Origin of the sequence: Chryseobacterium sp. 3008163, assembly GCF_003669035.1 — a bacterium.
Classification (GTDB): Bacteria; Bacteroidota; Bacteroidia; order Flavobacteriales; family Weeksellaceae; genus Chryseobacterium.
Genome location: NZ_CP033070.1, coordinates 2,684,119 through 2,706,588, shown reverse-complemented (window position 1 = coordinate 2,706,588; position 22,470 = coordinate 2,684,119). Strand labels below are relative to the sequence as shown.

Annotated in this window: 22 protein-coding genes and 1 pseudogene; 7 read left to right on the top strand and 16 right to left on the bottom strand. The window is 35.1% G+C overall.

Features of this window, described 5'->3' with window-relative positions; genetic code table 11:
• The first annotated feature begins 90 nt into the window (after window positions 1–90).
• The gene (locus EAG08_RS12345) at window positions 91–636 is read left to right on the top strand and encodes a DUF4251 domain-containing protein (RefSeq protein WP_129535699.1); all 546 of its coding nucleotides are present in this window, start codon (window positions 91–93) and stop codon (window positions 634–636) included.
• On the opposite strand, the pseudogene meaB reads toward EAG08_RS12345, so the two are convergent.
• Window positions 633–1,615: pseudogene (gene meaB / locus EAG08_RS12340) on the bottom strand (methylmalonyl Co-A mutase-associated GTPase MeaB). The gene EAG08_RS12345 and the pseudogene meaB sit on opposite strands and share 4 nt — an antisense overlap.
• 179 nt (window positions 1,616–1,794) lie before the next feature.
• Here meaB and EAG08_RS12335 point away from each other — a divergent pair.
• Together EAG08_RS12335 and EAG08_RS12330 are read left to right on the top strand one after the other, a co-directional pair.
• Window positions 1,795–2,088 carry a c-type cytochrome gene (locus EAG08_RS12335; RefSeq protein WP_129535698.1) on the top strand — a complete coding sequence of 98 codons (294 nt, stop codon included), beginning with the start codon at window positions 1,795–1,797 and terminating at the stop codon, window positions 2,086–2,088.
• Between the two features lie 34 nt (window positions 2,089–2,122).
• Entirely contained in the window at window positions 2,123–2,410 is a 288-nt protein-coding gene (locus EAG08_RS12330; RefSeq protein ID WP_129535697.1) for a cytochrome C, read from the top strand.
• Between the two features lie 26 nt (window positions 2,411–2,436).
• Here EAG08_RS12330 and EAG08_RS12325 read toward each other — a convergent pair whose 3' ends face one another.
• From EAG08_RS12325 to EAG08_RS12295, 7 genes are all read right to left on the bottom strand, one after another.
• The gene (locus EAG08_RS12325; protein ID WP_129535696.1) at window positions 2,437–3,435 is read right to left on the bottom strand and encodes an enolase C-terminal domain-like protein; all 999 of its coding nucleotides are present in this window, start codon (window positions 3,433–3,435) and stop codon (window positions 2,437–2,439) included.
• A 4-nt stretch (window positions 3,436–3,439) separates the two neighbouring features.
• On the bottom strand, window positions 3,440–4,078 hold the full coding sequence (locus EAG08_RS12320; RefSeq protein ID WP_129535695.1) for a hypothetical protein: 639 nt from the start codon (window positions 4,076–4,078) through the stop codon (window positions 3,440–3,442).
• 26 nt (window positions 4,079–4,104) lie between these two features.
• The gene (locus tag EAG08_RS12315) at window positions 4,105–4,614 is read right to left on the bottom strand and encodes a tetratricopeptide repeat protein (RefSeq protein ID WP_129535694.1); all 510 of its coding nucleotides are present in this window, start codon (window positions 4,612–4,614) and stop codon (window positions 4,105–4,107) included.
• Window positions 4,601–5,299: a peptide chain release factor H gene (gene prfH / locus EAG08_RS12310; RefSeq protein WP_129535693.1), complete on the bottom strand. Its 699-nt coding sequence runs from the start codon at window positions 5,297–5,299 to the stop codon at window positions 4,601–4,603. The genes EAG08_RS12315 and prfH overlap by 14 nt, the downstream gene beginning before the upstream one ends.
• Before the next feature lie 86 nt (window positions 5,300–5,385).
• On the bottom strand, window positions 5,386–6,777 hold the full coding sequence (locus EAG08_RS12305) for an RtcB family protein (protein ID WP_129535692.1): 1,392 nt from the start codon (window positions 6,775–6,777) through the stop codon (window positions 5,386–5,388).
• A 10-nt stretch (window positions 6,778–6,787) separates the two neighbouring features.
• Window positions 6,788–7,027, bottom strand: a complete 240-nt coding sequence (locus tag EAG08_RS12300) for a hypothetical protein (protein WP_129535691.1) — start codon at window positions 7,025–7,027, stop codon at window positions 6,788–6,790.
• Window positions 7,028–7,190: 163 nt separating this feature from the next.
• On the bottom strand, window positions 7,191–7,535 hold the full coding sequence (locus EAG08_RS12295; protein WP_129535690.1) for a hypothetical protein: 345 nt from the start codon (window positions 7,533–7,535) through the stop codon (window positions 7,191–7,193).
• A 560-nt stretch (window positions 7,536–8,095) separates the two neighbouring features.
• Here EAG08_RS12295 and EAG08_RS12290 point away from each other — a divergent pair.
• From EAG08_RS12290 to EAG08_RS12280, 3 genes are read left to right on the top strand one after another with little or no spacing between them, the layout of a single operon-like run.
• Complete coding sequence (locus tag EAG08_RS12290) at window positions 8,096–9,538, top strand: DUF4836 family protein (protein WP_129535689.1); 1,443 nt, start codon at window positions 8,096–8,098, stop codon at window positions 9,536–9,538.
• Window positions 9,531–10,178 (top strand): ATP-binding cassette domain-containing protein, encoded by a 648-nt coding sequence (locus tag EAG08_RS12285; RefSeq protein ID WP_129535688.1) that lies wholly within the window; start codon window positions 9,531–9,533, stop codon window positions 10,176–10,178. The genes EAG08_RS12290 and EAG08_RS12285 overlap by 8 nt, the downstream gene beginning before the upstream one ends.
• 4 nt (window positions 10,179–10,182) lie before the next feature.
• The gene (locus tag EAG08_RS12280) at window positions 10,183–11,343 is read left to right on the top strand and encodes an FtsX-like permease family protein (RefSeq protein WP_129535687.1); all 1,161 of its coding nucleotides are present in this window, start codon (window positions 10,183–10,185) and stop codon (window positions 11,341–11,343) included.
• Between the two features lie 56 nt (window positions 11,344–11,399).
• On the opposite strand, the gene EAG08_RS12275 is transcribed toward EAG08_RS12280, so the two are convergent.
• The 7 genes from EAG08_RS12275 to EAG08_RS12245 form a co-directional block, all read right to left on the bottom strand.
• Window positions 11,400–11,903 (bottom strand): hypothetical protein, encoded by a 504-nt coding sequence (locus EAG08_RS12275; RefSeq protein ID WP_129535686.1) that lies wholly within the window; start codon window positions 11,901–11,903, stop codon window positions 11,400–11,402.
• Window positions 11,904–11,989: 86 nt separating this feature from the next.
• Window positions 11,990–12,499 (bottom strand): hypothetical protein, encoded by a 510-nt coding sequence (locus tag EAG08_RS12270; protein WP_129535685.1) that lies wholly within the window; start codon window positions 12,497–12,499, stop codon window positions 11,990–11,992.
• Window positions 12,499–14,616, bottom strand: a complete 2,118-nt coding sequence (gene scpA, locus EAG08_RS12265) for a methylmalonyl-CoA mutase (RefSeq protein ID WP_129535684.1) — start codon at window positions 14,614–14,616, stop codon at window positions 12,499–12,501. Before scpA ends, EAG08_RS12270 begins: the two co-directional genes overlap by 1 nt.
• Window positions 14,617–14,736: 120 nt before the next feature.
• The gene (locus tag EAG08_RS12260) at window positions 14,737–16,848 is read right to left on the bottom strand and encodes a prolyl oligopeptidase family serine peptidase (RefSeq protein ID WP_129535683.1); all 2,112 of its coding nucleotides are present in this window, start codon (window positions 16,846–16,848) and stop codon (window positions 14,737–14,739) included.
• 99 nt (window positions 16,849–16,947) lie between these two features.
• On the bottom strand, window positions 16,948–17,625 hold the full coding sequence (locus tag EAG08_RS12255; RefSeq protein ID WP_129535682.1) for a hypothetical protein: 678 nt from the start codon (window positions 17,623–17,625) through the stop codon (window positions 16,948–16,950).
• A 95-nt stretch (window positions 17,626–17,720) separates the two neighbouring features.
• Complete coding sequence (prfA, locus tag EAG08_RS12250) at window positions 17,721–18,806, bottom strand: peptide chain release factor 1 (protein WP_129535681.1); 1,086 nt, start codon at window positions 18,804–18,806, stop codon at window positions 17,721–17,723.
• Between the two features lie 182 nt (window positions 18,807–18,988).
• Complete coding sequence (locus tag EAG08_RS12245; RefSeq protein ID WP_129535680.1) at window positions 18,989–21,058, bottom strand: T9SS type A sorting domain-containing protein; 2,070 nt, start codon at window positions 21,056–21,058, stop codon at window positions 18,989–18,991.
• Window positions 21,059–21,201: 143 nt separating this feature from the next.
• Here EAG08_RS12245 and EAG08_RS12240 point away from each other — a divergent pair, with 143 nt between their 5' ends.
• The gene (locus EAG08_RS12240) at window positions 21,202–22,074 is read left to right on the top strand and encodes a helix-turn-helix transcriptional regulator (protein WP_164998570.1); all 873 of its coding nucleotides are present in this window, start codon (window positions 21,202–21,204) and stop codon (window positions 22,072–22,074) included.
• Window positions 22,075–22,170: 96 nt separating this feature from the next.
• Here EAG08_RS12240 and EAG08_RS12235 read toward each other — a convergent pair whose 3' ends face one another.
• Window positions 22,171–22,461, bottom strand: a complete 291-nt coding sequence (locus EAG08_RS12235) for a hypothetical protein (RefSeq protein ID WP_129535678.1) — start codon at window positions 22,459–22,461, stop codon at window positions 22,171–22,173.
• Between the last annotated feature and the right edge of the window lie 9 nt (window positions 22,462–22,470).

Here is a 22,470-nt window from a genome sequence, read left to right as displayed (position 1 = left end):
GTTCAACCTTACAATTTCTATTCCAAAAATAAAATCGAGGATAGATTTGCATAGATTTTGCTATTTAAATTTACTAATTAATATAGTATCATGAAAAAATATCTCAAAATAATCTCGATTTTTCTTTTAGTGTTTACTTTCCAAAGCTGTTCTGCTCAAAAGGTTGACCCTCAAATAATAAACAATTTAGTAGGTTCAGACGAGTTTACTTTTCATGCTGAAAAAGCAAATCCTATGAATTATGATGTGATCAATGTCGTCAATTCAATTCCAAATGCACTTCAGCTTCGTACATTTCAAATCTCTGGTAACAACTACGGAATAGAAATCAAAAAAGGGGTGATGGAAGTTACCCTTCCTTATTTCGGAAGAGCTTTTACATCGACATATGGATCTTCAGATACAAGCTATAGATTTACATCAAAAGATTATACAGTCACAAAAACTCAAAGTAAAAAAGGAAATTGGGTTTACAAAATCAAACCGAATGACGTGAGAAATGTTTCTGATATCAACATTGAAATTTATAAAAACGGAAGAGCATTAACATCAATCAGAAGCAACGACAGACAACCTATTTCCTATGATGGGTATATTTCTGAAAATGAAATGTCAAAAGAAAAAGAAAAGCTTTAGTCTTTCTTAAGAAATTTTTCAACAAATAATTTTGCTTCGGTACTTGGATTTGAAACCAACGCTGAAGCATTTTTTTTATGCTGAATATAGGCTTCTTCAAGCGATTCATCTCGTTTCATCATATTTAAAATATATTCCTGAACCCAATATTCAAACCGTTTTTCAGATTGTTCTTTTCGCACCAAGTCAAACCGTTCAGTCTTCTTTTTTAAATCGATAAACTCATTGATTCTTTCAAAAACATCTGGCAAACCTTCATTATACAAAGCAGAACCCAGCAAAACAGGAACTTTCCAATCTTTTTCTTTCGATGGGAGAAAATCTAAAGCACGTTTCAGTTCAAGTCTTGTATTTTTAGCTTTTTGAAGATTGCTTTCTTCCACTTTGTTAATGAAAATAACATCAACCATTTCCATAATTCCACGTTTGATTCCTTGAAGCTCGTCTCCGCCACCGATAATTTTTAAAAATAAAAAAACATCGGTAATATCTGCAACCAAAACTTCAGATTGACCTACTCCAACGGTTTCAATTAGAATATAATCATAACCTGCGGCTTCGCAAATCATCATCGTTTCGAAAGTCGTATTGGCAACTCCACCCAAAAATCCGGAACTCGGGAAGGTCGGATGAATGCATTTTCTTCCTTTGCCAATTCTTCCATTCTGGTTTTATCACCCAGAATACTTCCTTTGTTAATGGCCGAACTTGGATCAATTGCTAAAACAGCGACTTTTTTACCATTTGAAATAGCTAATCTTCCGAAATTTTCAATAAACGTAGATTTTCCCGCTCCCGGAACGCCTGTAATTCCCACACGGATTGATTTTCCGGTAAGAGGCATAATTTTTTTCAATAAATCTTCCGCCTGAGTACGATGTTCCGCCTTTTTACTTTCGACTAAGGTAATAGCTTTTGCAATCAGACGTTTGTTGCCTGATTTTATGCCTTCTATTAAGTCTTCAGTAGAAAATCTCATTTAATTCATTAAGTTTTTAAAGTGGGATGCGCCTCTTACATTTAAGTAATTCAAAAATATAAAAATAACCCTCATAATTAGAGTAAATACCTTATTAATTTTAATGCTTCTAAATTAAATACCATTCGTCGAAGCCTTTCAAGAATTGCTTACTTTTGTTTTAATCAAAAATAAACTTCATGAAAAATATATTTTTTGCTGCAGCTTTTGCTTCTGTTTTATTGGCATCTTGTACACCAAAATCTACACCGGTTGCTGAAGCTCCAAAGTCTGCAACAAGTACTGCTGAACAAATCGCTCAGGGAAAAACAATCTTTGAAAATTCATGCAAAAGATGTCATGGCTTACCAGATCCTACAGCATACACCTCTGTGCAATGGGTTGGTATTATGAATTCTATGGCGCCAAAAGCAAAGCTGACAGACGAACAGCATCAGTGGGTTTATGATTATGTAGTTTCAGTGAAAAAGTAAGGTTAAGATAAAATTTCACCAAAAACAAATTATTATGAAAAAAGTAGTTTTAAGTATCATTCTAGGTTCAGCCTTTTTAGCTTCATGCGGACCAAAAAGCGTTGCTGTAACCGGACCTAAATACACCTCATCTGAACAGTTAGCACAAGGACAGACCGTTTTCGAAAACTCTTGCAATAAATGTCATAAGTTACCGGATCCTGCGAAACATGATAATCAGGGATGGATAAAAACGCTAAGCAGAATGGCGCCAAAAGCCAAACTAACCGATGAGCAACACCAAATGGTTTATGACTATCTGATTTCAGTAAATAAAAAGTAGACTTTCTTCGGAAAGTCTTTTTTGTTTTAAATTTTTATAAGTTCCACTCCCAAACCTGGCTTTCCGGAAAGATTAATTTTGCCATTTTCTACAAAATTTCCGGTTGCATAATCATTGGAAATAAGGGTCGCTCCGTCTAAATCTGCAAAATCCACAAGCCCGGCCAGAAGACATCCAGCAGAAACGCCAACCGTAGATTCTGTCATGCAGCCGATCATGATTTTGTAGTCTAATTCTTTTGCTTTTTTAATCATTTCTAAAGCGGGAGTCAAACCGCCGCACTTCATCAGTTTTATATTGATGCTTTTATAATAAGGTATGAGCTCACTCAGCGAATCTATATTCTGGCAATCTTCGTCTGCCATCCAATTGGCAAAGATTTCTTTTTTTAACACCTGATAATGGTCGATCGCTCGTGGTTGTTCCAAATAGGAAAACTTCTGAACATTCTCATTTTCCTGAAGCCAAATACAGTCATCATCCGTAAAACTTGCGTTGGAATCTAAAGCGATATTTCTGTCTATTGCTAAAAGCTTTTCGACATGGTTTTTATCTAAACCTTTACATTTTACTTTAAACTTATTCCAGTTACTTTTTTCAATTTTTTGAATCTGCTGGTCTATTTCTGCGACGGAAATGGTAATTGAACTTTCTACTAAATTTTCAGAAGGAAGTTGATTGAGTTCAATAAAACTTTTATTCTCCAGTTTTCCAAATAAATCCCAATATGCGCAATCTAAAGCAGAAAGTAAAAAAGGATGAAGATTTAAACTTAATAAAAATTTAAAAAATTCTTTGGGATGAATGATTTTCTGAGTTTCAATCTGTTGTTGAATTTCTTTCAATTTTAAAACAAAACTTTGAAGATTTATCTGATAATAATCAATCGCCAAACACTCGCCGTAACCATTACATTTTTGATGAGATAATTCAATGAGCAATGCATCACGATGGTTGTAATTTCCGTAAGCAATGGAGAATGTTTCTTTTAAATGAAGCTTTTTGAGGTCAAATTTTATTTTCATGATACTAACTTACCCAAGTATCAAATGTTTTTATTCTTATCCATTTTCCTTTTATTTTTTTATAAATAGAAGTATTTCCACCTCCATCCAATGGACCACAAGATATTGAACACTGAAGGATGCACATCGTTTTATTTTTATTAAAAAATGGAACAGAAAAAGTCCTTATGCATTTGTTCTCATAACGTTTATCAAATTCAGTCCAAAAATTTCCTGATTTGATTTGACTTATTTTATAAAGTTCATCATCATTAGTAAAATCTAAATTTTGTTTTATTCTGTTTTTATTAAATTTAAAATTTGATATTTCTTTTTGTTGTTGGAAATAGTAAGCAGAATCTTTTTGAAGAAAAATGGAATCATATTCTAAATCGACTCCAAGATTTGGAGGTGGAGGAGGTTCACCATTATTTCGTTTACTTTGCAGGTAAACCTTTTTCAAAGAGATATTATAAACGTAATTACTAGTGAACTTTTCATTGAGAGCGATTAAACTATCATCTTTAAGTTCATCAGAAATCAACTGATTCAAAACTTCATATTTTAAATCTAAGGTTTTGTCTTTCGATTTAACTTCCGTTTTCGCCGAATTTTTTTCACAAGAAAACATCAAAATTAAAATCAAAAATAAATAGTTTTTCATCCCTTAAATTTACAAAAAAAGGAGACTTATTTCGTCTCCTTCTTGTTTTTAGATTTCTTTGGCATCTTAGACTTTATAAATTTCTTACGATCTTTTACTACATCCAGACTTTGTGACGAGAAACAATACTTTGCAGATTCAGTTAAGAACCTTAAAGCATTCGTTAAACTTCCTCTTTTTTCTGAAAGCATTGATCTGAAAAACCATAAAGTTGCTTTATCAATTCCTTTTATTTTTAAAGAATAAATAATCAATTTTTCTGCTTCCTGCAAATCTTCGTTATCCAAAAGACACTTGATGTAATATTTTGGCGTATTGAGATTTGTGACATCGCATAGCATCGCTTCTTCGAAATAGAGTTTTGCCTTTTCATAATCGTTGAGCATCTCGCTGTAGATTCTTCCCATCAGACAAAGCGAATCTGCATCTTCAGGGTCGTAGGAAAGCGCATAATTCAACGCTTCCAGACAATCCGGCAAGCTGTATGGATAATTATCCAGAGCTTCGAAATAATATTTACTTTTAGTTAAGGTCATTTCTGTAGTTTTTTAATTCGTTTTTCAGTTGATTTCTTTCTTTTTTGAAAGATTTCTCCTGATGATTCTTTTTAAAATCGGTTCCCGAAAATGTTCGGATTGGGTTTCCTCTTTGAACATTCAAATGATTGTTCCACGTTTCCTGCATCTGTTTTTCCAATTGCTGAATATGAAATTCCATTACTTTTTCTTTCAGTCTGATGATGGCAAGTTTCTTATTCTCCAATTGCGAACGGGAATCCTGAACGAAAACACTTTGTCCGGTTTTCGGATAGGTTGCACGAACAGCGGTTTCTACTTTATTCACGTTTTGTCCGCCACTTCCTTGACTTCTCGCCGTCTGAAACTGAATTTCTTTTTCATTAAATTCAATTTTCTCCAAACCTTCTAGTTCAAAAATCCCGATAAACCAATTGCTTCTTTTATGAAATTTTCTGTAGGTGCTTTTCCCAATCCAAAGAATGCTTCCGAGCCAAGTTTTTAAAAATTCGTTGACTTCTTTTCCTTTTAAAAGTAAGGTCGCAGATTTCAAAGTCAGGTTTTCATCGCCATTTTCTCGATGAATGATTTCGTAATCGATTTTATTTTGTTTTGTCTCTTCAAGGAAAACCTTCAGAACTTTGGCAACTATCCATTGACATTCCAAAGGTCCTCTTCCCGAGGTGATTTGTATTATTTTGTCCATTGTTTTTTAATTTGTTAATTGTTGAAAGTTGTCAGTTGATGGTGTTAAAAATCCTAACAACCATCAACCAAAAACTAACAACCATTTTATTTATCCATCCTAACAATTCGAGGTTGAAAAGTTCCCAGAATATCGACCAATTCGCTTTGTGCATTCATCACTTCATTGATGTCTTTGTACGCCATCGGTGCTTCTTCGGCATTTCCGCCCATCAGTGTGACATTTTTGAGTTTTAATTCTTTCTTGATGTCATTTTGGGTGAAGCGGTTTCTGCATTCGCCTCTCGAAAAAGCTCTTCCCGCTCCGTGTGAAGCCGAGTTCAGCGAATCCGGATTTCCTTTTCCGCGAACGATAAATCCTTTTGCGGTCATCGAACCTGGAATCATTCCCAACTCGTTTTCATTTGCCGGAGTTGCACCTTTTCGGTGAACAATCACTTCCTTTCCGTTGTGGATTTCTTTCCATGCGAAATTGTGATGGTTTTCGATTCTGGCTTTTACTCTTCCGCCGACTGCTTTTACCAATCTTCTGTGAATATCGTTGTGACAGGCAGAAGCATAATCTCCTGCGAGATTCATCGCTGTCCAATATTCTAATCCGAGGTGTGTGTCAAGATCCAGCCAGGCGAAGTTTTGCGCTTCTTTTGGTAACGGACATTGTTCGGTCGCAACTCTCGAATAATATTGAGCGATCTCTGCTCCCAATCCACGTGAACCGCTGTGCGAAAGAATTCCCAGGTATTTTCCTTTCGGAAGTCCGATTTGCTCGTCTTCTTCCGTAATTTCAACTTCCCCGAATTCCACAAAGTGATTTCCGCCACCGGAACTTCCCATTTGCTTCATGGCTTTTCCTTTTAATCTTCTCAAAATCGGGATCATATTGAAAGTATCTCTATCGAAAATTTCGTGCTCGATGTGAGATTTGTGTGTTTCGTACATTCCGAATTTTGTATGTTCGGCAAGCGCTTTTTCATATTTGTCTCTTGCGCCATCGAGATATGAAATTGGCGTATCCAAAATACTGAGGCTCATTCTGCAGCCAATATCCATCCCGACTCCGTATGGAATCACGGCATTTTCTACGGCGAGAACTCCACCGATTGGAAGTCCGTAACCGCTGTGTGCATCTGGCATTAAAGCTCCCTGCATTGCAATTGGAAGTTTCAATGCGGTGTACAATTGATTTTTTGCTTCATCTGAAATGTTGTTTCCGAAAATCTGAAATGATGCCCGATTGGTGTTGAGCATTCTTTTTTCTGTTTTCTTTGATGAAAGTAAAGCTTCTGCGATTTGTCCGAAGGTTAAATCTTTCTCGAAGTTCTCCGGATTTTGGTGGATTTCCTTGAGAAGAGATTTTACATAATGAATATTTTTGGTTGCAAAATTCCTCTTCATCACTTCCAAAGCGATGTTGATGCTCTGGTTGTTTGGATAGCCTAATTTTAATATATCTTTTCCTTTTAGTTTTAAATTTCCCATTGTTTTTGTTTTAAAATTTTAGGACAAATATGTCCTCTAAGTTTTCTGCAATCTCAGTTGCAGACATTTTGTAGTGAAAGCATTTTCTGTTTTTCAACTGATCACGTTTGTATCTATCTTTCCATGAATTAGATCTTCCGTAAATAGTTTTGTGAATAATCCCCGCTACTTTATACCTATCCAAATAAGATTTTAACTCATCGTGTTCTTTCTCCAATTCTGAATTTAATGGCTTATAATGAGTAATCATGCAAGGTCTTATTCTTAAGGTAAATCTCCATACTTCAATAAATTCGTAATAAGTGTCATAGCTTTTTCTGACAGGATTATAAATTTCTTTTTTCGAAAATATTGTTTTTCACCATCCGTTAATCCCAACTTAGGATCATTCCATTGATAAGCTGACAGCTGAACTAATTTTTGCTCTCTGTCAACATAAATTCTTCGTCCGTATTTTCTTTTCTTTTTAAGAATTTTCGGGTTGGGGAATACATTTTTGTGTTGATTTTTTTAAGAATTCCTTCGAAAAAATTTCCATACTTGGAACGTTTCACATCGTCTCTTACTACAAAAAACCTCACAAACCCCTTCTGATAAGGAGTCTCCAACGGAACTAATGGAATATTCCGTCTTAAATCCCATAGTTCTTCACTATGTCTATACTTCTTCCGAATCTGTTTTTCTAAATCTGTTTTTATTATTCTTTTTCTGCTTCTCAAACTTCTTAATCGAAAACACAGAAGATTATCATTTCCCATTACTAAATTATTTTAGTAGTAATTCTATTAAACTAGATTTCTAGTTCAATCGTGTTTGTAAACCTAACGGTTTTTTGAAACCCGTTAGGTTTTATGGCAGGAGTTTGTTTTAGCCCCGATGGAAACGGCATCCTTTTTTTGCTTTGGCTTGAAAAAAGCTTTGGCGAAAAAAGATACAGTGAACAGCGGGATTAAGCTCCTAAAAAATTGATTTCGGGGAAACTGTTTTGAGTTTGAAATATTGCGCAATAAAAAACCCGAAATCTTTCGACTTCGGGTTTTGATATTTCATTATACTGTTATTCTAAGAAGGTACCAAACCACGAAGCCTCGCCTTTGCAAAAGGCAATCCTACTGACGTATATAGATTGTATTTGAACATTGCTTCGTTGTTTTTTTATTGGTTGAACTTGATTTTCAGATGCAAAGATATAAATTTTTCTGAAACTCAAAATTATTTTTTTCTTTTTTGAAGTTTTTGACTTAAATAACTCTCATTTAAATGAAATTTCATTGTCGTGAACTGCAAATTAGTATATTTGTTTTTTAAACAAAAAATTATGAGAAAAAATTTAATAAGAAACTTATTCTATGTATTTGCATTTGCAGTATTATTCTCTTGCAGTTCTGGCAACAACAATGATATACTGACGTATACGACCGACGCTACTCTCGGGCTTTCACGTGTAAATCTGAATAAAATTTCGGATAAAATTCCGGTGGAAAAGATACTGAAAGAGAAGAAAGATCTGAATAACGATGAGAAATTTTTCCTGCAATTGGTCAACAAACCGAAAGAATCGGGAATTGACATTGACCAACCTCTTTATTTTATTGCAGACCCTGGAAAATCTACTTACGATCCAGACATCAAAGCTTTTTTCTGGATTGATGATAAAGCAAAATTTCAAAAAAGTATGTCTGATCTTACGAAAACTAAAGTAACGATCGACAAAAAAGATTACATCTACGTTGACAGCAAACTGACGGGAAGCATAAAAGGAAAAATGGCCGTTGTGTCGAGCGATTATTCATACAGAAATCCTTACAACTCATATTCTTCAGATATGGAGAATGTTTCTAAACTGAACGAAAAGTATTTCACAGATTTCTGGGGAAGAAAAGGAACTGCTAATTCGGCAATAAAAGATCAGGTTAACAAATCTTTGGTAAGCGATAAAGACATCAGCGGATGGATGAATATTGCTTCTGTTGCGAGTTTTGCATCGAAAGGTTACATAGAAACTCTTGCTGTAAATAAGCTAATCAAAGATTCAGGAATTGGTTTTGATTTTAATTTTGACAAAGGGAAATCTGAAATGGATACCAAAACGTTTTTCAACAGCGACATGAAAAAGATTGTTGAAAAATATTACGATAAAAACAGTATCAATTATGATTTGGTGAAAAATGTTGACCTTGATCAAGCTAAATCTTTTTCTTTAGGATTTTTCAGTTTAGACTTTATGAAATATCTGATTAAAGAAGCTGGTTTTGAGGCAACTATAAATCATTATTTAGCATCAACAAACAAGACATTAGAAGATATTACTTCAACATTTACAGGTGATTATGCTTTTGTGGAATTTAAGCAACCGGCAGATTCTATGGATTATTACCGTTCAAACAATGCTTTTGTATTAGGTTTCAATCCGAAAAATAAAGCTCAGCTTACGACATTTCTACAAGGTCCATTAGGAGAAGGTAAAAAGTATGTGATTGGTGACAATCAGGTAATTTTCTCTGAAGACAATAAAGCAATTTATCAGTTTAAAGGTAAAAAAGAAAGCAAAAATTCTAAGCTTAATAAAAAGTCCGGAATCACTGCATATTCTTGGTCTGATGGTAAAGATTACAACAGCAATAAAGAAAACAGCTCTGTGAAAATCATCGATGTAGTGAACGAATCTAAAGAAGATAACGGAGATATGGTTTCTAAAACGGTTTTCACTTTAGATAAGAAAGATGAGAATGCACTTTATTATTTAATCATGAATGGATAATATTAGCTTAGAAAATATTTCCCCAAAATATTTCACTCCCCGAAACGTTGAACAATCTGAAATCTGGAAGAAAAACATCCGTTTCAGCAAAGGTGACAAACACCTGATTGTAGCGCCTTCAGGGAGTGGGAAATCTACTTTGGCAACAGCTATTCTGGGAACTCATTTTCAGTATGAGGGAAACATCAAATATGACCAGCAAGTTGTAAAAGATTTACATCTTGAAAAGATTGTCAGCAATAGAAAAAATGGGGTAAGTCTTCTTTTTCAAGATGTTCGTTTGATTAAAAACCTGACCATTTCTGAGAATATTCTGCTTAGAGTTTTTAATGAAGACCGAAAAAAATATATTCCCAAAATGGAAGAATATGCTCAAAGATTGGGAATTGAAAATCTCTTGAATAAAAAGGCCGAAAACTGTTCGTACGGCGAGCGTCAAAGAAGTGCCATCGTAAGAAGCTTGATTAATCCTACGAATTTTTTGATTTATGATGAATGTTTCAGTCATTTGGATGTCAACAATAAGCAGATTGCTTTCCACTTGATTGACGAAGTTTCAAAACAAAGCGGAAGTTCAGTCATCTTTTTTGAGCTGAATAAATTTCAGTTTGAGCATCAATATCAACTTCTTCATCTCTAATATTATGAAGAAATTTTTTAATTCAATCATCCTTTACGCCGGACTTTTCATTGCCTTTATTTTGGTATTGTCTTGTCTGCAGCTTTACGAAAATGCCAACAAACTTTTCGGGAGCAAAAGCAGTGAGGGAAATTACTGGCTGACATTCAGCAAAAAAATGACTCCCGACAATATCGGAAGGAAAGAGTTGCTTGGTTTTAACGAAAATGATGTCGCCCAACTTAAGAAATGGACTGAGATAAAAAACGTGTATCCCTTTTCTGCCAACGAATTTAAAGCTTCGGCAAACGGCGGTGATTTTATTCCTTTCTACACAGATTTGTATTTCGAAAGTGTCGATTTGAAAGCTATCGATGTTCCTGTAACTGAGGAGGAGTTTAAAGTGAAGGGTAACGAAATTCCAATTATTATTTCACGGGAATATTTGAATCTTTATAATTACGGATTTGCTCTCAACCAAGGTCTGCCACAGATTTCAGAAGATTTTGCAAAGAAAATAGAAATCAATCTGAACATTACGGTCAATAAAGAAAATAAAACGTATAAAGGAAAACTCATCGGACTTTCAGACAGAATACATTCAGTTTTAATTCCTAAAAAGTTTCTGGATTCTTTAAATTTAGCTACAAAACCAGAACTTGCTGCACAACCAAAGATTTTTAACAGGGTTTTGGTGCAGGTAGCAGATTCAGGGGATGAAAAGTTGATTTCTAAAATGAAAGAAAACGGCTACGAATCTAATCAGGAAAGTCTGCGTTCTGCAAAGATAAAGTCTAAATTATTTTTAGTTTTAAAAGCTATTGCCGTGCTAGGAATTTTCATTTTTGCATTGTGCCTTTACATTATTGTGAGTTTTATTAAAATTCAGTTTTTAGAAAAACAGGAAGAGGTTTCCATCAAAAACAGTTTGGGATATTCACCAAGGAAAATGGTGAATGACATCAGCAGACGTTTTAGCATTCATTTGGTGATTGTGTTGATTTTAAGTTTGATTCTTATTGCTGCAGGACAGTATTTTGCTTCTACCTCAGCAGTTTCAAACGGATTATTATCGCCATACATCAATCCATTCCTTTGGTCTGTGATCATCATCATTCCGGTATTGGTTTATTTTTTCGTAAAAGAATTGATTTACCGCTGGCTCATTAAGTCATGGAAAATCTAAATAAAAAATGACCGTCAAAATTGGCGGTCATTTTCTTTATTGGTTGTGAATATGTTTTAATCTTTCGAACCCAAACCATCCATAGTATCTCCCATACCTTTGCTGGTCGTTGTAGAAACTCTTTCATTGTCTAAAAAGTAAACATCATGTTTTGCTTTTGCAATGATGCCGTTGTAAACATCTTCCGGTAGCCCTGCAGTTTCTTCAGAATCACTCTGACTAACAGAAGGTTTATTATAAATCTTTAATGCTCCAAACTGATCTAATACTTTTTTTGCGTTTTGCGCCTCGGTAAGATTAGAAGTGTAGACCACTAGATTGATTTTGCCAATACTTTCTTTACTGTAAGCCGCTAAAATCTCGTTATCATTTACAAAAACATGATCCCAGAAACTTTTTGTTTTTTCGTCATCCTGATAATTATCAACCGATGAATCGTCGTCTAATTTAGAGGTAGAAACAATAATATCTGCTTCGTTAAATCCCTGATTTTTTAATTCTGCTTTGATTTCCTCTGTGTCTACACCTGCCGGAAATACTGAAATTACTGTATAAGCCATAATATTTTATTTTTTGGTTATGGTCTACAGTACAAAGGCTATGCAAGTAATGGCTTAAGAAATGTTAAAATATGTTCCTGAATAAATTATTTGAGTTCTTCAAAATTTTTTATCCAAATATTTGCCTCATTTAAGACAGCTTCAAAAAAATTATTGAACGTCACATTTGGGTAATGACAGCTCATTCCCAGTTCTTCTAAATCTTCCCAAGAATATTTTAATAGATAAAAAGGATAAATACTTTCTTCATAATCATCATCAATACACATTTGACAAAGAGTGCGAAGATGATGAAGTATAATTCCTTCATTATTCAAAATACTCCAAATATAGAAGTATGCTCTACTTGCGAGCGCTTTCTTCCCTTCAAATTCTTCAAGATTAAATTCTTTCAGAACATTTCCTACATAGTGCTTAATCTCCCAATAATTAACCGGTTTAGAAAATGAAGCAAGCATCTCAACATTATCTGTTATTATTCCTTTTTGTAAAAGTTCAATAGCCCAATCAACGCAACAATCATATCTAAAGGTGTCAAACCCTCTGTGTGATTGAATTAATCTTGTAAATTTTGATTTTTCTAATAAGATATTCACTATGCTAAAAATCGATTCAAAATATCTACCGCACATTTTGGAAGATTTGTACCAGGACCGAAAATAAAATCTGCTCCGTTCGCATATAAAAATTCATAATCTTGTTGTGGAATTACGCCGCCAACAACAATCGTAATATCTTCAGCACCGAGTTTTTTCAGTTCTTCAACGACTTGTGGAACTAAAGTTTTGTGACCAGCAGCCAAAGAAGATACACCCAAAATATGAATATCATTTTCTACAGCCTGTTTTGCAACTTCTTCCGGAGTCTGGAATAACGGTGCAACATCCACGTCAAATCCCATATCAGCAAAGGCAGTTGCGACCACTTTTGCACCACGGTCGTGACCATCCTGTCCCATTTTTGCCACCATAATTCTTGGGCGGCGACCTTCTTCTTCTTCAAATTTTTGGGTAAGCAGAAGCGCCTGACCAAAGTATTCGTTTTTACCTGCGTTCATAGCGTAAACTCCTTGTATGGTTCTGATGTTGGCTTTATAACGTCCGAAAGTTTCTTCCATGGCATCACTCATTTCGCCCAAAGTAACCCTTCTGCGGGCTGCTTCGATACATAATGCCAGAAGATTTCCACTTCCTGTTTTTGCAGATTCACGGATTTCATTTAAAATTTCTTCAACCGCTTCAGAATTTCTGCTTAATTTAATGGATTCAAGTCTTTCAATTTGTTTTCTGCGAACTTCTGTGTTATCAATATCTAAAATCTCCAATTGCATCTGTTTTAAATTTGATTTAAAAGAGTTGACACCGATGATAAATTCTTCGCCACTATCGATTTTTGCTTGTTTTATTGCAGAAGCTTCCTCAATTCTCATTTTAGGAATGCCGGCTTCAATGGCTTTGGTCATTCCGCCTTCCTTTTCAACCTCATCGATGAATTTCATAGCTTCCTCGATCATTTGCTGAGTTAATGCTTCCACTAAATTGCTTCCACCCATCGGGTCTACGACATCGCAAATTCCACTTTCTTGTTGTAGAATAATTTGTGTATTCCTTGCAATTTTCGCTGAATAATCTGTTGGAAGCGCAATCGCTTCGTCCAAAGCATTCGTATGCAACGACTGAGTTCCGCCTAAAGATGAAGATAAAGCTTCTATGGCAGTTCTTGTGATATTGTTAAAAGGTTCTTGTTCTGTTAGAGACCAACCTGAAGTTTGAGAATGCGTTCTTAATGCTAAAGACTTAGGATTTTGAGGATTAAATTGTTTCAATAATGTCGCCCAGATATATCTCGCAGCACGCATCTTAGCAATTTCCATGAAATGATTCATCCCGATTGCCCAGAAAAAAGACAGTCTTGGGGCAAAATCATCAACGTTCATTCCAGCTTTTATTCCGGTTCTTACATATTCTAAACCGTCAGCTAAAGTGTAAGCCATTTCCAAAACCGGCGTAGCACCTGCTTCCTGCATATGATATCCAGAAATTGAGATGGAGTTGAATTTCGGAATATTTTTAGAAGTATATTCAAAAATATCAGCAATGATTTTCATCGAAGGTGTTGGCGGATAAATGTATGTATTACGCACCATAAATTCCTTCAAAATATCATTCTGAATGGTTCCTGAAAGTTTATCCTGAGAAACGCCCTGTTCTTCTGCAGCGACAATATAAAAGGAAAGAATCGGCAAAACTGCTCCATTCATCGTCATGGAAACTGAGATTTCATCTAACGGAATTTCATTAAACAAAATTTTCATATCCTCAACAGAATCAATCGCAACACCAGCTTTCCCGACATCACCAACAACTCTTGCATGATCGGAATCATACCCTCTGTGAGTCGCCAAATCGAATGCAACTGAAAGTCCTTTTTGCCCTGCCGCTAAGTTTCTTCTGTAAAAGGCGTTGGATTCTTCAGCAGTTGAAAATCCTGCATATTGACGAACCGTCCAAGGTTTTTGAACATACATCGTTGAGTATGGACCTCGTAAAAATGGTGTAATTCCCGGAGAAGTCTTAGTAAGAGAATCATCTTTTACGTCTTGTCTTGTGTATGATGATTTTAGTTCTAATCCATCTTTTTCAAATGGGTAGATTTCAGTTTGCTTTTCTGATATTGTAAATTGGGGATTTTTATTTTGAATTTCCCTTCTCATGAGTTCTGATTTAAGATTTTAAAAATAAGCATTTTTGCGGTAACAAATCTGTCCTAATTTTCATATAAAAAAGCGACGTTGCAATGCTGCAAAGTCGCCCTTTAATTCTATAATTTTTAATTATTTTCCAAGCTTTTTAATTCCCATTTCATACAAAGCAAAAGAAATCAAATCTGTATTTTCGCTGATTACCTGATCGGTCGCTCTTCCTGCACCATGACCTGCATTCTTTTCAATTCTTACCAATATTGGGTTTGCACATTTCTGTTTGTCCTGCAATTCTGCGCCGAATTTAAATGAGTGCGCCGGAACCACTCTGTCATCATGATCGCTTGTGATAATCATCGTTGAAGGATAGCAAGTTCCTGCTTTTACATTGTGAACCGGAGAATATGATTTCAGATAATCAAACATTTCTTTGTTGTCTTCTGCAGTTCCGTAATCGTAAGACCAACCTGCTCCGGCAGTAAATTTATTGTACCTCAGCATATCTAAAACACCAACTCCCGGGAAAGCAACTTTAGCCAAATCCGGACGCATCGTCATGGTTGCACCAACCAAAAGTCCACCGTTTGATCTTCCTGAAAGTGCCATGTATTCTTTTGAAGTGTAGCCTTTGCTTTGCAAATATTCTCCAGCCGCTATGAAATCTTCAAATACATTTTTCTTATCCATTTTAGTTCCTGCGTCGTGCCATTTTTTACCATATTCACCACCACCACGAATGTTTGGAACTGCATAAATTCCACCATTTTCCATCCAGATGGCATTAACTACTGAAAACGATGGCTGTAAACTGATGTTGAAACCTCCGTAAGAATACAACATCGTAGGGTTTTTTCCGTTCAGCTTTGTTCCTTTTTTATAGTTAATCATCATCGGAACTTTTGTACCGTCTTTTGATGTGTAAAATACTTGTTCAGAAACATAATCTTCAGGATTGAATTTTACTTTTGGTTTTTGATATACCTCAGATTTTCCGGTATCTGCATTGAATTTATAAGTTGTTCCCGGCGTAATATAATTGCTGAAAGAATAGTACATTTCCTTCTCTTTTTCTTTACCGCCAAATCCGCCAACATTACCTTTTCCAGGCAAAGATATTTCTCTGATCAGTTTTCCGGTTTTGTCAAACTGTTTTACTTTATCAATTGCATCAACCATATATGTTGCGAAGAAATATCCACCACCAGAAGAGATTCCTAGCACATTTTCTGTTTCAGGGATAACATCTTTCCATGTTTCTGGAGACGGATTTTGGATGGTTGTTTTTACCAAACGCATGTTGGGAGCATCTTTATCTGTAAAAATGAAAAGTTGATCGCCTTCTGTATCGACCAAATTTACATTGATATCGAAACCTTTATTGATTTGAACAAAGTCACCGCCTTTCTTTAAATCTTTAATGTATAATTCGTTTCCGTTGGTTGCGTTTGCTGCGGAAATGATTAAATATCTTTGGTCTTCGGAAACGCCTGCTCCCAAATATCTTCTCGGAGTTTTATCTCCCCCGAAAATCAACTGATCTTCAGATTGTTTTGTGCCTAATTTGTGGAAGAAAACTTTGTGCTTATCTGTCATCCCAGAAAGTACAGTTCCTTCTTTCGGCTTATCGTAGCTTGAATAGTAGAAACCTTCATCGCCTTGCCAGGAAATTCCACTGAATTTTACATCAACGATGGTTTCGTCGATTTGTTTTTTGGTAATAGCGTCGAGAATGATGATTTTATTCCAGTCGCTTCCACCTTCTGAAATTGCGTATGCCGCTAGATTTCCTTTTTTGTTGAAAGACAAACTTGAAAGCGAAGTTGTTCCTTTTTCTGAAAATTTATTTGGATCTAAAAATACTTCTGTCGTTTTAGTTTTGTTATCGGTTCTGTACAACACAGATTGCGCCTGAAGTCCATTATTTTTATAATAATACGTATAATCTCCTTCTTTGAACGGTGCACCAATTTTTTCGTAATTCCAAATGTCTGTTAATTGCTTTTTAATTTGCTCTCTGAAAGGAATTTTAGAAAGATAATTCTGACTGTAGGCGACTTCTTCATCGACCCATTTCTTCGTAGGTTCGGAGTCATTTTCTAAATCTCTGTATGGATCTGCAACGGCAGTTCCAAAATAAGTATCGGTCTGATTTCCTTTTACTGCTTTAGGATAATTCATTTTCTGAGAATAAAAAGTTGCTGAAAACAAAACTCCAGCCGTTAATAAGATAGGTTTAAAATTCATGATGAAGGGTTTGACCAAAAATACGTAAAGTTGTGGGAATAAAAAAAGTTCCAATAAAAATGGAACTTTTATGATATAATCTATTATGAACGAATCAATTTATTCATTTGATCCGAAACTTTCCAAATAGAAATCAGTAAGGGTAGAAACAATTTGATCGGGGCTTCCGTTCCAATAATATATTTTATTATCCTGTTTAAGTTCATACAAGCTAAACTCCTGTTCAATTTGCACTGTTTTATCTGCATTCTTAAAATCCTGAACAGCCAGTACCAGATATTTTTTTAATTCTTCAGCTTTTACTTTTTGAGGATCACCTGCAGGTCCTGTCATTAGTTTTGAAGGCACTTTAAAACTAACGATATACTTTATTTCGGCGATTTTTTCATTTTCAATATATTCGTTAGGAACAACATTTACATTTTTAATCGTCAGCTTAGCGATTTTAAAATTCTCGAACATAGCTGTAAAATAGTCTTTTGCTTCTTTTTTACAAGCAGAAGCAGTAGTTTTAGAAAAAGCCGAAAGGAAATTCTCCACAGTAGAGCTCAACATTTCTTCTGAAGTCTCCTTAAAATTTACTTGATAAGCATTCTGACCTTCTACTGTTGGTCTTAAATAATCATTCAGCTTATCTAAAGCAATATCATCATTGTTAACAAAGGTTTCAAAATACATGTTAAATACTTCGCTCGGCTTTTTCACTTCCGTTTGAGCGACAAGCTGCTGTCCTAGCATTATAAAGAATAGCAATAAAAAAATTCTGTAATTTTTCATTATAAATATTTTAGTGAGTATACTTTCTGATTTAATTATTTGAAAAAGGAAAGCCTCTGAAAAATCAGAGGCTTGTTTTGTATATTTTGTAATTCTTAATAATTCTCCTCTTCACCTTTCATTTTCTCTGCATTTTCTGCCATGATTACGGCATCGATCATTTCTCCGATGTCACCATTCATATACGCATCAAGGTTATACATTGATTTGTTAATTCTGTGGTCAGTAACTCTTCCCTGAGGATAATTGTACGTTTTGATTTTTGCAGAACGGTCACCGGTAGAAACCATCGATTTACGCTGTGCCGCGATATCTCCCACAGATTTCTGAACTTCGATATCGTATAATTTGGTACGAAGCATTTCCATTGCCAACTCTCTGTTAGCCAACTGAGAACGAGCCTGCTGACAAACGACCACCATTCCTGAAGGTTTGTGCGTCAACTGTACTTTGGTTTCAACCTTGTTAACATTTTGTCCACCCGCTCCACCTGAACGTGAAGTCTGCATTTCGATATCTGCTGGATTTAATTCAAAATCAATTTCTTCAGCTTCCGGTAAAACAGCAACCGTAATTGCCGATGTGTGTACTCTACCTTGAGATTCTGTTTCAGGAACACGCTGTACACGGTGAACTCCTGATTCGAATTTCATGATTCCGTACACGCCGTCACCTTCAATTTTGATAATTAATTCTTTATACCCTTTTGCAGCTTCGCTAGAGTCTGTTATTTCGTGCTTCCAGCCTTTAGTTTTAAAAAACATGGCATACGCTCTGTATACATCTTCCACGAAAATCGCAGCTTCATCACCACCTGTTCCGGCACGAAGTTCTACAATCACGTTTTTATCATCGGTAGGATCTTTAGGAATTAAAAGAACTTTTAATTCCTCTTCAAGACCTGGAAGTTTCCCTTGAGCTTCTACTTTTTCTTCTTTAGCCATATCGACCAAATCTCTGTCTGAACCATCTGCAATGATTTCCTCAGATTCTGCGATATTGTCTAAAGCACCTTTATATTGATTGTAAACATGTACAATTTTTCCTAAATCGCTGTATTCTTTATTTAACGAAGAATATTTTTTCTGATCCGAAATTACGTCTGGCTGTATAATAAGGTCTGCTACCTCATTATATCTTTGTTTTATCGCTTCTAATTTTGGAATTAATGACTTAGACATATTAAAAATTTAGTTTGCAAAGATACGGAATTGGGAACTAAGAAAAAAGCCGATTTGCTTGAGTCTTATGATGTTCTATATTTTTAAATTAAAAACAAAAGCCTATGCAAAATACATAGGCTTTCTCTGTAAAATAAAATTAAAAAATTTAAAGATTTTGGATTTGGTGTATGTTTGATTTTTTAGTTTTTAATAATTTTTTTTGAAATCTTCTGTCCATTTTTCAAAGCTAATTCTACAATATAAACTCCGCTTGGCAGACCGTTCATATTGATTTGATTGTTTTTAAACTGCACATTGATTTCTTGTCCTACTACATTTGTTACTTTTACGTTTTGAATTTCTGAATCAACTTTTACATTAAGAATTCCGTTGGTTGGGTTAGGGTAAACACCTACAGTAACTTTTTTGATATCTGAAGTGCTGAGCCCTGACGTATCTTTTATACATCTTACTGAAGCTCCCTGACCTCTGGAAGCTCCGGACGACGGATTTGCCGACGAAGTTCCTACGTAAAGAAACCTCCCTCCGGAATTAGAAGTATCAGAACTCCAGAAATATCCTCTTTGCCCTACAAAATCGAACGTTCCATTTGTAAAAGAACGGTTTCCTCCTGCCGGTAATTTTAATTTGCTGCTATACGCCATTGCAGGATTAGATATCCCTTCTGTATTTACCGCCGCAGTCCATTCTGCCTGAGATGGCATTTTCCATCCTTGTCCGATTGCTTTACACGGATCAGCCCCATTAGAAGATGTTACGGCCGAAGCATTTACTGCTGTCCATTGATCACTTAATGCATTGGTACTCCACCATCTTTCTGAAGCTGCTGAACCTATGATAAAAGATCCTGATCCACTCAGTCCATCCGGAGAATTGGTTGACTGAATTGCAGATGTTTGAGAGTTTCTCAACTGATGACCATCATCCCATCTTCCCCACTGGAAAAGATCTCCGTAAGAATCTTCGTCTGCTTGTGATATTGCCACCTGAGCACTTCCTAAATTCTGCTGTAACCAAATTTTACCATCTGCTCCGCGTACCGTAGTATAAACAACAGACTGTCCTCTGTAATTAAAAGTTACACATCCTGTGTCTCCGGGATTATTGCCGGGATCTGCATTGTTGCATGTTACAGAAGTTGACGGTAATGCAATTCTCTTCACTTTTACACCACTTTGTGAATACGTAAGAACTAATGAATTATTGACTACATCATATTGCAAGTCATTATATACAGCAGTACCATCAGACACAAAATCACCGCCAAAAGTTTCCCAAGTATTAGATGTTGAATTGTATTCATAAACCGTATTTTTTCCACTGTTCATAGCCCATCCGCTTGCAACAGCGTACAGTTTTCCGGCTGGAGTTACTGCGATTGATACATTATAAAGATTATCCGAAATTCCAAAATCAGCATTTCCCACTTGTACCCAGTTGGTTCCATCAAATTTTTTAACATTAAGCCGTCTGTTATTGGATGGTGCTGAAGCATAAATAACATAGATTGTATTGTCTGCTCCCAGCGCAAAGTCTACCGTAGAATTGACACCTTCAGTAAATGTGCTTCCAACGCTTGCTCCACCAACTAATGACCATTGATCTGATGAATTTGCTGTTGCAGAGTTTTCAAATACTTTAACACCTGAGGAAATTCCGCAAACATATACTTTGCCATTAGTTCCTACAAGCATTTCTGAGAACGATGGTGTTCCGAAACCAGTTGCACCCACCTGATCCCAAGCATTGTTTACATAACGTTTTACAGATCCCGATTCTGCATTGGAGTATATAAAAAGAGTATTGTTTGGAGATACAGCAGAGGCCTGATGATTAATGGTAGCTGTAAATGGTTTTGCATACGAAGTCCATGTATTTCCATCAAATTTTCTCACTTCCATTCCTGCATTGGGATATCCGTCCTGATTAGTGTAAAAAACATTTCCTAGGTAATCCAATGATAATGAATTAAATGTTGCCGTTCCAGTTGTAATACCTGCTGAACCTCCTAAGTACGACCAAGACGTTCCGTTAAACTTCTGTACAGATCCCTTAGCAACAGAAACGTCATAATAAGAGACATAGTAATTTCCCTGTTCATCGATTACTAAATTATTATAACTGCTCGCCCCTGCAGAAACCGTCGCAATACCTACATCTTGCCATTGCTGTGCATACGATAGACCTCCTGTAATAAAAAGCAACCCCAACCCCATTTTAGCTATTTTACAATATAAATTTTTAAACATGATCAATCTTATTTTTATTTATTCTAAATTTAATTTAATTTTGCGCAAAATTACATTTCATACTTGGGGCAGACTTATCATTTTCAAATTAGTTGTTATCTAGTCTTAAACCAATGAATATATTATTTAGAAGAAAAAATCTCATGCAGAAGCAAACTAACAAAGGATTGATATTTATGTCTAATAACATCAAAATAATATTCAATGATGATTCGGAGGTAAATAATTTTATAAAAACTAATTATGTTGAAGGAAAATCAAGCTTCAATCTATTGTTTCTTTTAAGTTCGGATATTCATCTGAATGCAGACGATTGCAAAACACAATTTATATTCAATAAAAACCAATATATTTTACATTATACTCCAGAAGAAAGCCAAGCCGAGCTTTGGACAAATAATGAAACAATGAAATATCTACAGATTCAAATTAAATATCAATACATTTTCAATCTGATTGACCCCGAATCTAATCGGGAAAATGCTGAAATTTTGGAGCAGATGATTCACAATAATTTCATTTTTCTACATAAAGAAACACCACCCAACATGACCGTGGAAATGCATATTATTCTAAAAGAAATTCTCAGCTATTATCGAAAAGGTGTGATGCAGAAACTTTTTGTAGAAGCTAAAATAATTAAGCTGTTAATTCTAATTTTCGAACAGTTTAATGAAAAAGATACGGCTCAAGATTTATCTGAAACCCCTTTACTTATAAAAAAATTTGTTGATGACAACTTTCATAGAAATATAAAAATAGAAGAAATCAGTAAAATTTTAGGAATCAATGAAAGTAAAATCAGGAAAGAGTTCAAAATTCATTATCACATGACAATTGTCGACTATATATCTGAGCTAAGAATGCTGAAAGCCAAGAAATTGATAGTCAATAAAGAATTAATGATCAAAGAAATTGCAATAGACTGTGGCTACGAATATGTTCAAAATTTCACCCGTGCTTTCAAGAAAAAGTTTGGCGTATCACCAGAGAAATTGAGAACGAGCGCATTTTAAAACAGAAAAACCACCGATAAATCAGTGGTTTTATATATGTTGTTTTGCTATGATATCACTTTTTCAGAATTAAGGTGAAAAAGCGATGACATTCAATTAATGATGTCCGTTGTCGTGTCCGTGGCTATCATGTAAGAAAGGACCGTGACCTTTAGGCTGGTTGAAAATTACTTCAACACCTTCCTGCTCTGTAATTAATTTTCTTCTGATGTCTTCAGGATCGAAAGGCTTTACCTTACCGAAATACTCCTTCAAACCTTCTGTTAACCACAATGGGATAACAAAACCGAAAAACATAAAAATACACCAGAATCCCACTAGGAACATTGTAACAAAATAGATTGTCCAAAGGAACTGATAAAACGGCCAAAATGCTGATAACATCATCTTTCTTAT

What these genes read in the sequence shown, in the direction of transcription:
- EAG08_RS12290 (WP_129535689.1), top strand. Translation starts at nt 8,096, where the DNA reads ATGAGAAAAAATTTAATAAGAAACTTATTCTATGTATTTGCATTTGCA.
- prfH (WP_129535693.1), bottom strand. Translation starts at nt 5,299, where the DNA reads ATGGACAAAATAATACAAATCACCTCGGGAAGAGGACCTTTGGAATGT.
- EAG08_RS12345 (WP_129535699.1), top strand. Translation starts at nt 91, where the DNA reads ATGAAAAAATATCTCAAAATAATCTCGATTTTTCTTTTAGTGTTTACT.
- EAG08_RS12240 (WP_164998570.1), top strand. Translation starts at nt 21,202, where the DNA reads ATGCAGAAGCAAACTAACAAAGGATTGATATTTATGTCTAATAACATC.
- EAG08_RS12255 (WP_129535682.1), bottom strand. Translation starts at nt 17,625, where the DNA reads ATGAAAAATTACAGAATTTTTTTATTGCTATTCTTTATAATGCTAGGA.
- EAG08_RS12285 (WP_129535688.1), top strand. Translation starts at nt 9,531, where the DNA reads ATGGATAATATTAGCTTAGAAAATATTTCCCCAAAATATTTCACTCCC.
- scpA (WP_129535684.1), bottom strand. Translation starts at nt 14,616, where the DNA reads ATGAGAAGGGAAATTCAAAATAAAAATCCCCAATTTACAATATCAGAA.
- EAG08_RS12295 (WP_129535690.1), bottom strand. Translation starts at nt 7,535, where the DNA reads ATGGGAAATGATAATCTTCTGTGTTTTCGATTAAGAAGTTTGAGAAGC.
- EAG08_RS12320 (WP_129535695.1), bottom strand. Translation starts at nt 4,078, where the DNA reads ATGAAAAACTATTTATTTTTGATTTTAATTTTGATGTTTTCTTGTGAA.
- EAG08_RS12330 (WP_129535697.1), top strand. Translation starts at nt 2,123, where the DNA reads ATGAAAAAAGTAGTTTTAAGTATCATTCTAGGTTCAGCCTTTTTAGCT.
- EAG08_RS12275 (WP_129535686.1), bottom strand. Translation starts at nt 11,903, where the DNA reads ATGGCTTATACAGTAATTTCAGTATTTCCGGCAGGTGTAGACACAGAG.
- EAG08_RS12315 (WP_129535694.1), bottom strand. Translation starts at nt 4,614, where the DNA reads ATGACCTTAACTAAAAGTAAATATTATTTCGAAGCTCTGGATAATTAT.
- EAG08_RS12325 (WP_129535696.1), bottom strand. Translation starts at nt 3,435, where the DNA reads ATGAAAATAAAATTTGACCTCAAAAAGCTTCATTTAAAAGAAACATTC.
- prfA (WP_129535681.1), bottom strand. Translation starts at nt 18,806, where the DNA reads ATGTCTAAGTCATTAATTCCAAAATTAGAAGCGATAAAACAAAGATAT.
- EAG08_RS12335 (WP_129535698.1), top strand. Translation starts at nt 1,795, where the DNA reads ATGAAAAATATATTTTTTGCTGCAGCTTTTGCTTCTGTTTTATTGGCA.
- EAG08_RS12280 (WP_129535687.1), top strand. Translation starts at nt 10,183, where the DNA reads ATGAAGAAATTTTTTAATTCAATCATCCTTTACGCCGGACTTTTCATT.
- EAG08_RS12300 (WP_129535691.1), bottom strand. Translation starts at nt 7,027, where the DNA reads ATGATTACTCATTATAAGCCATTAAATTCAGAATTGGAGAAAGAACAC.
- EAG08_RS12305 (WP_129535692.1), bottom strand. Translation starts at nt 6,777, where the DNA reads ATGGGAAATTTAAAACTAAAAGGAAAAGATATATTAAAATTAGGCTAT.
- EAG08_RS12260 (WP_129535683.1), bottom strand. Translation starts at nt 16,848, where the DNA reads ATGAATTTTAAACCTATCTTATTAACGGCTGGAGTTTTGTTTTCAGCA.
- EAG08_RS12245 (WP_129535680.1), bottom strand. Translation starts at nt 21,058, where the DNA reads ATGTTTAAAAATTTATATTGTAAAATAGCTAAAATGGGGTTGGGGTTG.
- EAG08_RS12235 (WP_129535678.1), bottom strand. Translation starts at nt 22,461, where the DNA reads ATGATGTTATCAGCATTTTGGCCGTTTTATCAGTTCCTTTGGACAATC.